10 protein-coding genes are annotated in these 11,940 nt (G+C 72.1%); 2 read left to right on the plus strand and 8 right to left on the minus strand.

Annotation, left to right across the window (positions count from 1 at the left end):
- Positions 1-94: 94 nt before the first annotated feature.
- From OHA11_RS02985 to OHA11_RS03010, 6 genes are all read right to left on the minus strand, one after another.
- Entirely contained in the window at positions 95-982 is an 888-nt protein-coding gene (locus OHA11_RS02985; protein WP_266491656.1) for a sugar phosphate isomerase/epimerase, read from the minus strand.
- Positions 979-1,926: an NAD(P)-dependent oxidoreductase gene (locus OHA11_RS02990; RefSeq protein ID WP_266491657.1), complete on the minus strand. Its 948-nt coding sequence runs from the start codon at positions 1,924-1,926 to the stop codon at positions 979-981. The genes OHA11_RS02985 and OHA11_RS02990 overlap by 4 nt, the downstream gene beginning before the upstream one ends.
- A 4-nt stretch (positions 1,927-1,930) precedes the next feature.
- Entirely contained in the window at positions 1,931-3,148 is a 1,218-nt protein-coding gene (locus OHA11_RS02995; RefSeq protein WP_266491659.1) for a Gfo/Idh/MocA family protein, read from the minus strand.
- Positions 3,145-3,945 carry an HpcH/HpaI aldolase/citrate lyase family protein gene (locus OHA11_RS03000; RefSeq protein WP_266491660.1) on the minus strand — a complete coding sequence of 267 codons (801 nt, stop codon included), beginning with the start codon at positions 3,943-3,945 and terminating at the stop codon, positions 3,145-3,147. The genes OHA11_RS02995 and OHA11_RS03000 overlap by 4 nt, the downstream gene beginning before the upstream one ends.
- On the minus strand, positions 3,942-5,918 hold the full coding sequence (gene iolD / locus OHA11_RS03005) for a 3D-(3,5/4)-trihydroxycyclohexane-1,2-dione acylhydrolase (decyclizing) (RefSeq protein WP_266491662.1): 1,977 nt from the start codon (positions 5,916-5,918) through the stop codon (positions 3,942-3,944). Before iolD ends, OHA11_RS03000 begins: the two co-directional genes overlap by 4 nt.
- A 100-nt stretch (positions 5,919-6,018) precedes the next feature.
- A complete protein-coding gene (locus OHA11_RS03010) occupies positions 6,019-7,461 on the minus strand; it encodes an aldehyde dehydrogenase family protein (RefSeq protein WP_266491664.1) in 1,443 nt (480 codons plus the stop codon).
- Between the two features lie 257 nt (positions 7,462-7,718).
- Between OHA11_RS03010 and OHA11_RS03015 the strand changes: the two genes are divergently transcribed.
- Positions 7,719-8,618: a 2-hydroxy-3-oxopropionate reductase gene (locus OHA11_RS03015; protein WP_266491666.1), complete on the plus strand. Its 900-nt coding sequence runs from the start codon at positions 7,719-7,721 to the stop codon at positions 8,616-8,618.
- 81 nt (positions 8,619-8,699) lie between these two features.
- Complete coding sequence (locus OHA11_RS03020; RefSeq protein WP_266491668.1) at positions 8,700-9,815, plus strand: LLM class flavin-dependent oxidoreductase; 1,116 nt, start codon at positions 8,700-8,702, stop codon at positions 9,813-9,815.
- Between the two features lie 124 nt (positions 9,816-9,939).
- Here OHA11_RS03020 and OHA11_RS03025 read toward each other — a convergent pair whose 3' ends face one another.
- Positions 9,940-10,809, minus strand: a complete 870-nt coding sequence (locus OHA11_RS03025; protein WP_266506900.1) for a 1-acyl-sn-glycerol-3-phosphate acyltransferase — start codon at positions 10,807-10,809, stop codon at positions 9,940-9,942.
- Positions 10,810-11,024: 215 nt separating this feature from the next.
- The gene (locus OHA11_RS03030) at positions 11,025-11,795 is read right to left on the minus strand and encodes a GNAT family N-acetyltransferase (RefSeq protein ID WP_266491670.1); all 771 of its coding nucleotides are present in this window, start codon (positions 11,793-11,795) and stop codon (positions 11,025-11,027) included.
- Between the last annotated feature and the right edge of the window lie 145 nt (positions 11,796-11,940).

An 11,940-nucleotide genomic window follows, 5' to 3' on the forward strand; every position in this document is an offset into this window, starting at 1 on the left:
ATAAATCCAAGCCGCTTGACATCAGCCCGGCTCCCTTTTGATTCCGCCCCGGAAGGCAAATCTCGGCAACCGTCAAAAACACATCACAAACACATCACAGATCCGCATCGCGCAACACGGTGCGCAGGTGTTCCGCGCTGGCCCACACGTCGTCCACGGGCCCCTTGCCGGCGGGCTCTTCGGTGAGGATGGTGTCCTGCTCAAGGACGTACCAGCCGTCGTAGCCGCGAGCCCCGAGGTGGGTCACGATGGCCCGGACGTCCACGTCACCGGCGCCGAGCGGACGGTACATGCCCTCCCGGACGGCTTCCGTATACGTGAGGCGGCCCGACTGGACCTTGGCGGCGAGGGCGGCGTTCACGTCCTTCATGTGGGTATGGGCGATTCGCTCGGGTGCCTGCCGGGTGAGCTCGGCGGGGTCGGTACCGCCGATGAGGAGGTGGCCGGTGTCGAGACAGAGGGAGATCGAGGAGTGCTCCAGCACGCGCTGGACCTCGTCGCCGTTCTCGATCATCGTGCCGACATGCGGGTGCAGCACGGCCCGTACGCCGCGCTCCGCGGCCAGCGCGGTCAGCCGGTCCAGGTTGGACAGCAACAGCTGCCAGCCGTCGGCGTCGAGCTCGGGCCGGGAGTCGTAGCCGTCCTGCCCCGTGATGGCCGACAGGACGAGGACGTCGGCCTTGGACGCGGCGTAGCTCTCCAGGAGCGTCTCGACCTCGGGCAGCGGGTCGTGCCCGGGCACGTGCAGCAGGAGCGGGGTGAAGCCGCCGACGGCACGGAGGTCGTGGTGGGCGAGGACCTGCGCCATGGCCTGCGGCTCGCCGGGCAGGAAGCCCTCGGGCCCGATCTCGGTGGCGGCGAGACCGACCTCGCGCATCTCCTTGAGGACACGCTCGGGCGTCAGCTGGTAGCCCCAGTCGGGCACTTCGCACACGCCCCACGAGATGGGCGCGCCGGCGATTCGCTGCGCTTGAGTGTTCATGCCGTGGCCTTTCGGTGGTTCCAGTCGGGGTTGGCGACCGCGGCCGGAGGTCGGCCGGCGAGCACGTCCGCGACACCGCGGGCGGCGTCGACAAAGGTAAGGGTCATGGCCCTGCTCGTCATCCCCATCAGATGCGGGGTGAGCACGACGTCGGGATGGTCGAACAGCGGGTGGTGGACAGCCGGTTCTGGATCGAAGACGTCCAGTCCGACACCGGCCAGCCGGCCGAGTTCCAGGGCGATCAGGGTGGCGTCCGGGTCGAGCAGGCCGCCCCGGCCGCAGTTGACGAGGATCGTCCCGGGCTTGACGCGGGAGAGCAGGTCCTCGCCGACCAGGTGGTGCGTGCTCTCCGTGAGCGGCACGTGCAGGGTCAGTACGTCGCTCACTTCGGCGAGTTCACCGAGATCGGCGCAGGCGACCTCGGGCGGAGGCGGGCTGTACGGGTCGTACGCCAGGGTCCGCATCCCGAAGGCGGAGGCGAGTTCACCGACCCGGCGGCCGATGCGGCCGTAGCCGACGATGCCCATGGTGGCGCCGTCGAGGTCGCCGACGGGCACGGTGTTCCGCTCCGCCCAGCGGTTCTCGCGCACCAGGTCGGTGAGCTGGCGCAGCCGCTTGGTCAGGTGCAGGGTCATGGCGAGGACGCCCTCGGCCACGGCCCGCGAGCCGCTCTGCGGGGTGATGACCACGGGGATGCCCCGGGCGGTCGCCGCGGCCACGTCGACGAGGTCCACACCGACTCCGGTGCGGGCGATGACGCGCAGCCGCGGGGCCCGTACGAGGAAGTCCTCGTCGACGTGCCGGTCGGCGCGGACGATGGCGCCTTCCGCGACCGCGAGGTCGTCGGGCGTGGGGTGGGTGACGAAGGTGACCCGGTCGCCGAGGATGCCGCCGACGGTGTCCGGGTCGACCGGCCCGAGGGCCACTACGACATGCCCGTCCATGCGATCAGCTCCGTGCCTGGTGACCGAAGGTCGCGCCGACGACGTCCGGCACCGGCTCCCAGGCGCCGCTCTCCGCGGAGGCGGCGGCCGCGGAGATCACCTCGGCGACGGCGTGCGCGTCGTCGATCGTGGAGTTGTGGTGTTCGAGGCCGGCCACGGCGGCGAGGAACTTCTTCGCCTCGATCACCTTCAGGTCGTCGTAGCCCATGCTGTTGCCGGGGCCGGGCTGGAAGCTTGCGTAGTCGCCCATGTGGCCGTTGCCGAGCACGGTGGTGTAGCCCTGGTGCGGGCCACTGCGGTCGAGGGCGACGCGCAGCTCGTTCATCCGCTCGAAGTTCCAGGTGAGCGAGCCGTCGGTGCCGTAGATCTCGAAGCCGATGCCGCACTGCGGGCCGACGATGGTGCGGGACGCCTCCAGCGTGCCGACGGCGTCACCGTGGAAGCGGACGAGGGCGGCGGTGTAGTCGTCGTTCTCGACCTGTGCCATCTCGCCGTCCTCGATGACGGCGAAGTGCGTGCCCGAGCCCATCGGGAGGATCGGGCGCTCGGTGTAGACGGTGCTGGTGAGCGCGGAGACCTCGCGGATCGGGGCGACGACGTAGCTGACCAGGTCCACGACGTGGCTCATCAGGTCGCCCAGTGCGCCATGTCCGGCCAGTTCCCGCTTGAAGCGCCAGGACAGGGCGCCCTTGGGTTCGGAGGCGTAGCCGGAGAAGAAGGTGGCGCGCACGTTGGTGATGCGGCCCAGCCGTCCCTCGGCGACGAGTTCCCTGGCCCGCTCGACCGCGGGGGCGTGGCGGTAGTTGTAGCCGATGGACGTCACCACTCCGGCGGCGCGGGCCGCGGCGGCGACCTCGGCGGTCTCCTCCGCGCCGCGTCCGACGGGCTTCTCGATCCAGAAGGGCTTGCCCGCCTTGGCGGCGGCGATGCCGATCTCGTGGTGGAGCATGTTCGGCGCGCAGATCGACACGACCTCGACGTCCGGGTCGTCCAGGACGGCGCGGTAGTCGGTGCCCGCCCTCTCGTAGCCGAGTACGTCACGGGCGTAGGCCGCGCGGTCCTCGGCCGTGTCCGCCGCGTGGACGAGCCGCGGCTTGAGGCCCAGCTCGGGGTAGACGGAGGGCAGTGCCTGGTAGGCGCGGCTGTGCAGCTTGCCCATCCAGCCGACGCTGATCAGTCCGACGCCGATCTCGCGTGCGGTGCCCGAGGGGGTCGTGGTCATGAGTGTGTCTCCTGGTGGTCCCGGGGCTCCGGCCGGGCCTCGCCGAGCGCGGCGGACAGGGCGGCTGCGAGCAGGGTCGAGTCTGATCCGATGGCGATGAACGTCCAGCCCTCGGCGCGTTTGGCGACGGCCGCCGGGCCGTCGGGTACGAGGAGGCCGCACGCCTTGCCATGTGCGGCGGCGGCCTTGCGTACGCGTTCCAGGGCCTCGCGGTAGACCGGGGCCGCGAAGTCCCCCGGCACGCCGAGGTCGTGGCTGAGGTCGCGGGGGCCGACGAACAGCACGTCGACGCCGTCCAGGGCGGCGATCGCCTCGACCTCCGCCAGGGCGCTCGCCGACTCGATCTGGACCACGCCGAGGATCTCGCCCTCACGGTCCAGAGCGGCGGAGTCGAGTCCGAAGCGACAGGCCCGGTTGTACGTGGCCACGCCCCGATCCCCCGCGGGCGGGTAACGCAGGTGCCGTAGCGCTTCCCGGACTTCGGCCGCCGTGTCGAGGCGCGGCAGCATGATCCCGGCGACGCCCAGGTCGAGGACGCGGCCGATGCGGATCCGGGCCGCGGACTCGACGCGTACGACGGTCGGGACTCCGTAGGCGGCGGCCACCGGGACGGTCTCGCGGACCTGTTCCTCTCCCCCGGCGCCGTGTTCGAGGTCGAGGAGCAGCCAGTCGGCGCCCGCGGCGGCGCACACCTCGGCCGCGACCGGGGAGGCCATCCCCACGAAGGTGCCCAAAGTGAGCTCCCCCTCGGCGAGTCGGGCGCGCAGTCGGCCGTGGTCGAGCGGTGAGCGGCTCATCCGTACCACCTCTGGGACGTCAGGCCCTCTTCGTACTCGCTGCGCAGCTGGGCGACCGACTCCTGGTCGGACACCTCGGCGGGCGCCACGTCCCACCACACGCCCGCGCCGGGCAGGTCCGCGTGCGGGATGACGGGTACGACGAGGACGACGGGGCCCGCGTGATCGCGGGTCTCGGCGAGTGCGGCGCGTACCTCGTCGGCGGTGGTGGCGCGGATGGCGCGGGCGCCGAGTCCCGTCGCGGTCTGGACGAGGTCGACCTTGAGGTAGTCGCCCTCCAGGCGGGCCGGCTTGGTGTCGCCGCCGGCCTCCGCCAGGTGGAGGCCGCCCTCCCGGTAGCGGAACTCGTTGCCGAACTCCCGCCCGTTGCGCAGCATTTGGAGGCGGTGGATCACCTGGTACCCGTGGTTCTCCGGGATCACGATGGTGAGCGGGAGCTTCTCCTGGGCCGCGGTGACCAGTTCGGTCGGCGCCATGAGGAAGGTGCCGTCGCCCAGCAGGGACAGCACGCGCTTGGCCGGGTCGGGGTTCGCGAACCGTACGCCGATCGCGGCGGGCAGTTCGTAGCCCATGCAGGAGAAGCCGAACTCCAGGTGGGCGAAGCGGCCTTCGGTGGCGTCCCACACCTTCTGCAGGTCGCCGGGCGGACCACCGGCGGCGGCGATGATCGTGTCGCCGGCCTGTGCCTGCTCCTGGAGCAGGCCGATCAACTGGCCCTGGGTGAGCACCGCGTCGGTGTCGCCTGCGACGTCCGAGTCGTCCGGTTCGGCCGCGAGGTCGAAGGGTGTGTCCGGGTCGAGGGCCGCGGCACGCCGGGCCCACCACGCCTCGTGCAGCGCGCGTGTCTTCTCCTGCCAGGCCGCGGAGGTGGTGGTGCCGTTGGCCCGGACCGCCTCCGCGAGCGCGGCGAGCGCCCGCTTGGCGTCGGCGACGATCGCGGTGGCGCCGAGGCGGCCCGCGTCGTGCACGTTGACGTTGACGGAGGCGAACCGTACGTCCGGGTTCTCGAAGATCGAGTGCGAGGCGGTGGAGAAGTCCGTCAGCCGCGAGCCCACGGTCAGCACGAAGTCGGCTTCCCTGGCGAGGGTGTTGACGGCCGGGGTGCCTTCCAGACCGATGCCGCCCAGCTGCCACCAGGCGCGGCGCTGGACCGCTCCCTTGCCGCCGAACGTCTCGGCCACGGGGATCCCCGCCGCGTCGGCCAGCGCCTCCAGCTCCTCGGTGGCACCGGAGTACACGACACCGCCACCGGCGATGATCAGTGGCTTCTCCGCCTCGGCGAGCAGGCGCGCGACCGCGGCGACCTCGTCGGCGTCCACTGCGGGCCGCCGGATCGGCCAGTCGCGCTCGGCGAAGAACTCCACCGGGTAGTCGTACGCGTGGGACTGGATGTCCTGCGGGAGGGAGACGACGACCGCGCCGGTGTCCACGTCGGTGAGGGCGCGCATCGCCGCGGGCAGCGAGGTGAGCAGCTGCTCGGGCCGGGTGATGCGGTCGAAGAACCGGGAGACGGGCCGGAAGGCGTCGTTGACGGAGGTGTCGGCCTCGATGGGGTGCTGCAGCTGCTGGAGTACGGGCCCCTGGTGGCGGGTCGCGTAGGTGTCGCCGGGCAGCAGCAGGACGGGCAGCCGGTTGACGGTCGCGAGTCCGGCGCCGGTGACCATGTTGAGGGCGCCCGGGCCGATGGAGGCGGTGACCGCCAGGGTGGCATGCCGGGTGGACGCCTTGGCGTAGGCCGTCGCGATGTGGACGAGGGCCTGCTCGTTGCGGCCCTGGACGAAGGGGAGTTCGTCGCTGAGCTGGTCCAGCGCCTGACCGAGGCCGGCCACGTTGCCGTGACCGAAGATGCCCAGGGCGGCGGGGATCAGGCGGCGTCGCTCGCCGTCGGCCACGGAGTGCTGGCGGGAGAGGTAGGTGACGAGTGCCTGGGCCACGGTGAGGCGCACGGTGCGCCGGGTCGTCGGGTCAGTCATGGTCGGGCTCCTGTTGGGGGGATGCCCACGGCCCTGGGGCGGCGTGGATGTCCAGAATCAGAATGGGAGGGGAGGGGTGGGGAATCGGAGGGCCGTGAACTCACCAGGGACGGCCGTGCAGCACGATGGTCTTCACCTCGGTCATCTCGCTGACCGCCGCGCGGGGGCCCTCCTTGCCGTAGCCACTGCCCTTGAGGCCGCCGTACGGCATCAGGTCGGCGCGCCACAGCGGCGTCCAGTTGATGTGCACCGAGCCCGCGTCGATCTCCCGTACGGCCCGGATCGCGCCGGCCACGTCGGAGGTGAACACGCCCGCCCCAAGGCCGTACGCAGTGCCGTTGGCCTGGGCGATCGCGGACTCCCAGTCCGCGGCCGAGCTGACGGCGACGGCGGGTCCGAACAGCTCCTGCTGGCTGAAGGCGGAGTCGGGGTGGACGTCGGCCACGACGGCGGGGCTCACGACGGCTCCGTCGCGCTCGCCGCCGGTCAGGATCCGGGCGCCGTCGGTGGCGGCCTGGGCGATGGCCCGCTCCACGCGCTCCGCCTCGGCGGTCGTGATCAGCGTGCCCATCGTCGTCTCGGTGGACGACGGGTCGCCGGTCTGGATGGCCTCGACCTTGGGGACGAGCGCGTCGAGGAAGTCGGAGGTCACCGAGGGGTGGGTGATGACCCGCTGGACGGAGATGCACACCTGCCCGGCGTTCACATAGCCGCCCAGCGCGACCGCGCTCGCGGCGAGTTCGAGATCGGCGTCCGGCAGGATCACGACGGGGCAGGAGGCGCCCAGTTCGAGGGAGAGCTTCTTCACCCCGGCGACCCGCGCGATGTGCTCGCCGGTGGTGGTGGAACCCGTGAAGGAGATCTTCCGCACCCGGGGGTCCGTGACGAGCAGGTCCCCGAGCACCCCGCCGGAGCCGACGAGCACCGAGAGCACGCCCTCGGGAAGCCCTGCGTCGACGAAGCAGGAGGCGAGTTCCAGCGCGGTCAGCGGGGTCGAGGTGGCCGGCTTGAGGACGACGGCGTTGCCTGCCGCTAGCGCCGGTGCCAGTTTGTGCAGGACGAGCAGGGCGGGGTAGTTGAAGGGCGTGATCGCCACCACGACACCGCAGGGCTGGCGCAGGGTGAAGCCGACCTTGTCGAAGCCGGTGCCGCGGTTCGCGTCCAGCGGCAGCGTCTCGCCGTAGAGCTGGGTCCCCTCGAAGGCCGCGAGCCGGATCAGGTCGCCGGAGCGCGATGCCTCGCCGGTGGCCTCGGTGATGGTCTTGCCCGACTCCGCGCTGATGGTCTGCGCGATCTTGCCGGCTCGCTCGTCGGCCAGTTCGGCGGCCCGCAGCAGGATGGTCATCCGCTCGTGGGCGGGTGTGCGCCGCCACACCGCGGCTCCTCGTTCGGCCGCGGCCAGGGCCGTCTCGACGTCCTCGGGGCCCGCGAGTGCCACGGTACCGACGGGCGAACCGTCGAAGGGCGATTTCACTTCCCGGGTCCGTCCCGACCCTGTCGACGCTTGCCACCGGCTTCCGATGAGCAGTTCCGTCGGCTCCATCGCCTTCTCCCTTCAGACAACCGTCAGCTCTGGACCGTGGCTCCCACGAGGTCCCGCGGGCGAGCGGGAAGAGAGCGGGAATCCGACAGCCAGGCCGTTTACGTGGGCGCAACGTTAGGTGTGTACGGGCGGAATACTGAAGAGGCGGGATCCATCAATAGTCCGTCATCGGTGCCGTCTTTTTCCCCTCATCGACTCCCGGACGGGGTCTCACGGGGCGGACGGTGCACGGTGTCGTAATGTCGGGTGTCATGCGTATGTCAGCCGATCAGTCCCTCACCATCGCCTTTCTCGGTCTCGGCATCATGGGCGCGCCCATGGCCGCCAATCTCGTACGGGCCGGTCATACGGTCGTCGGGTACAACCGGAGCCGTCCGCCGGTGGACCGTCTCGTCGAGGCGGGCGGCCGGGGTGCGGACAGCGTCGCGGCCGCGGTCGCCGACGCGGATGTCGTCATCACGATGCTTCCCGCGGACCCGCAGGTGACCGAGGTGGTCCTCGGCGAAGGCGGTGTCCTGGCGCACGCCCGCCCCGGCACCCTTCTCATCGACATGAGCAGTGTCGGCCCGCGGACGGCTGTCGCGATCGCCGAGGCGGGCCGGGCCAAGGGCGTGCGCGTCCTGGACGCGCCGGTGTCGGGCGGCGAGGCGGGCGCCGTGGACGCCGTGCTGTCCATCATGGCCGGGGGCGACGCGGACGACTTCGCCGCCGCGGAGCCGCTCTTCCGTGCCCTCGGCACCACGGTCGTCCACGTCGGTCCGCACGGCGCGGGCCAGACCGTCAAGGCGGCCAACCAGCTCATCGTCGCGGTCAACATCCAGGCGCTGGCCGAAGCGGTCGTCTTCCTGGAGAAGGCGGGCGCCGACCTGCCCGCCGCCCTGGAGGTCCTCGGCGGCGGACTGGCCGGTTCCACCGTCCTCACCCGTAAGAAGGACGCCATGCTGAACCGGGACTTCAAGCCCGGCTTCCGTATCGACCTGCATCACAAGGACATGGGCATCGTCACCGAAGCGGCGCGCGCCAACGGCGCCGTCCTGCCCCTCGGCTCGCTCGCCGCCCAGCTCATGGCCTCCGCGCGCGCCAGCGGCGACGGCGCACTGGACCACTCGGCCCTGCTGCGTGGCGTCGAGCGCCTCTCGGGCCGGGCCACGGACTGAGTGCGACCGCCCGGCGGTGCGGAAGAAATCGGCGCGACGACGGTTGAGAGAACAGAGCGCAGTTCTTCCAGCGGAGTAGCCATGCCGAACGAGCAGGATCACGGAACCCGACAGGACCCGGGCTCACATGCCCACCAGGACTCAGGCTCTCGTGCCCGCCGAGACCCGGGCTCTCATCTCCGCCAGGACCCGGGCCCTCGTGCGGCGGCGACCCGGTTCTCCGTCCTCGACCGCTCGCGCACCCGGGAGGGGCACGAGGCCCCCGAGGCGCTGCGCGACACCGTCCGGCTGGCGCGGGAGCTGGAGGGGCTCGGCTACCACCGGATCTGGGTCTCGGAGCACCACGGCGTGCCGGGAGTGGCCGGTTCCGCGCCGACCGTGCTGGCCGCCGCGGTCGCCGCCGCGACGCGCACGATCCGGGTGGGCACGGGCGGGGTGATGCTGCCCAACCACCAACCCCTGGTGGTGGCTGAGCAGTTCGGTGTGCTGGAGTCCCTGTTCCCCGGGCGCGTCGACATGGGCCTGGGCCGTTCGGTCGGGTTCACGGACGGCGTACGGAAGGCGCTGGGCCGGGGCAAGGACGTCGCCGACGACTTCGCGGCGCAGCTCGACGAGCTGCTCGGCTGGTTCCGCGGGACGTCCCCGACCGGCGTGCACGCACGCCCCGCCGAGGGCCTGACCGTGCCGCCGTTCGTGCTGGCCATGGGCGAGGGCGCGACGATCGCCGCCCGGGCCGGTCTCCCCATGGTGATCGGCGACCTCAGGAACCGCGAGAAGATGCGCCGCGGCATCGACCACTACCGCGAGACGTTCCGGCCGTCCGCCTGGGCGCGGGAGCCGTACGTGGTCGTCTCCGGCACGGTCGCGGTCGCGGAGACTCCGGAGGAGGCCCGGCGCCTGCTGGTCCCGGAGGCCTGGTCGATGGCGTACTCGCGCACGCACGGCACGTTTCCGCCGCTGCCGCCCGCCGAGCGCGTCGAGGCACTGGCGATGACGGAGAAGGAGCGCGGCCTCTACGAATCCGGCCTCTCCGGCCACCTCGCCGGCACCGAGGAGCAGGTCGCCCACGAGCTGGAGACGGTACTCAAGGAAACCGCGGCGGACGAGGTCCTGGTCACGACCAGCACGTACGACCGGGACGGACTCCTGGACTCGTACCGACGGCTGGCCGGGGTCGCGGGACTGTCGGCGGCCTAAGTTCAGTCGGCGATCTGGATTCGCCCCGGCGGAGTCGCACGGGTGCAGGCAAGCAGGAGACGGCTCCCTGCCTCACCCGTGCGCTGTCCCCGGACTCCTCCTGCCCCGTCCTTGTGATGATGCGTCAGAGATGTGCGGACGCTTGCGAGTTCACACACATTCGGTGGGTTGCAGCCCTTCGAGCCCCGGCTGTCGCGGCGGTCGCGGTCCCGGCCATGGTCGTCTCGGCGGCGAGGGCGAGCGCTCGGCGGTCGGGGGCGGTGCCCGGCGGGAGCACCGGCTGTACGCGTACCTCGGCCACGAGGCCGCGGGCCGACACGACCCGCCACACCGACGTGAGCAGCGAGTCGCTCCCGACGAACGCGGGCACGGTGGTCGCCGCTCCCCCGTCGAACCGGTAGTGCAGGTGCACCGGCTGGACGGGTACGGCCGCGTCCAGGGCGGCCTGGAAGACGGCCCTGCGGAACCGGCCCTGGGCTCGGCCGCACCAGGTGCTGCCTTCCGGGAAGACCACGACCGCCGAACCGTTGCGCAGGCCGTCCGCGATCCGTGCGACCGTCCCCGGCAGCGCGCGCAGCCGGTCACGGTCGATGAACAGCGCGCCGCTGATCGCGGTCAGCACCCCCGCCACGGGCCACTTCCTGATCTCCGCCTTGGCGAGCATCCGGCCGGGCCGGACGGCCGCGAGCAGCGGGATGTCCATCCAGGAGATGTGGTTGGCGACGAGGAGCAGGCCGCCGCCGGGCGGGGCCGCTCCGGTGATCCGCAGCCGTACGCCCGCGACGCGCACGATCGTGCGGCACCACGCCCTGGTGAGCCGGTCGCGCGGCCCGCCGGAGAGCAGCCCGACGACCGGGATCAGCACGATCCCGACGAGGAGCACGACCAGGAGCGAGGCCAGCCGCAGCAGGGCGCGCGGTACGGCGGACAGCGACCCGACGGACTCCACGCAGACCCGCGGGGTGCACGGGGCACTGGGCAGCCACGCGCTCACCGGGGGCGTCACGCCGGGACGGGCCCCGGCCCCGGTGAACACACCACCACGCCGCGGGCGCGGCGCCTTCCCGAGGCGCGGCGGCAGCACCGGCGTGCCCGCGCCCGGGCTCAGGAGCGTCGTGGTGCCGCCGCGACGCGGGCGGAGCAACACGGCCACGCGCGACACACCGGTCGCGCTCGTCGTACCCGTCGCACCCGTGCGGGTCATGTTCGTCATGCCGGCACGAGCGACAGGAAGTGCCGCAGATAGCGCGGGTTGACCCGGCGCATCGACAGCAGCACGTACATGTCGGCCACGCCGAAGTCGGCGTCGTGGGCCGGTTCCGCGCAGACCCAGGCGCCGAGGCGGAGGTAGCCGCGCAGCAGCGGGGGCAGTTCGGTGCGGGCGGGGCGGGTGATGCCCTCGGCGCTCCACGGCAGCAGCGGCCGTACGCGGTACTCCTCGGGCGCCAGGTACTTGTCCCGTACTCGGTCCCAGGTGCCCGCGGCGAGCGCGCCGCCGTCGGCGAGCGGGATGGAGCAGCAGCCCGCCAGCCACTCGTGGCCGCCCTCGACCATGTAGCGGGCGATTCCGGCCCAGATCAGACCGATGACCGCGCCGTCGCGGTGGTCGGGGTGGACGCAGGAGCGGCCGACCTCGACGAGCCCGGGGCGGATCGCGTCCAGCGGTCCGAGGTCGAACTCGCCCTGCGAGTAGAGCCGTCCGGCGACCGCGGCCCGCTCGGGCGGCAGCAGCCGGTAGGTGCCGACCACCTGCCCGGTCGTGGTGTCGCGGACGAGCAGGTGGTCGCAGTACGCGTCGAACGAGTCGATGTCGAAGCCCGGCTGCGGGGAGGAGAGCAGGGCGCCCATCTCTCCGGCGAAGACGTCGTGACGCAGCCGCTGTGCGGCGCGGACGTCTGCCTCGTCGCGGGCGAGGGTGACGGTGTAGCGGATGGGGGCCGTCGACAGTGGGGGGCTGTCGAGCGTGGAAACGCCGGTCATGGCACTCTCCTGGTCACGGGCCGGTTCGGCGGAGCGGCGGCGGACCGTTTCTTCGCGGTCTGCGCGCTCCTGTTCTTCCGATGCCGATTGGCGTGCGCGTGACCCACGCCAAGAGCCAGGATGTGAGCTTGTTGAATGCCAGGGG

This window comes from Streptomyces sp. NBC_00878 (assembly GCF_026341515.1).
In the GTDB taxonomy this organism is placed as follows: domain Bacteria; phylum Actinomycetota; class Actinomycetes; order Streptomycetales; family Streptomycetaceae; genus Streptomyces.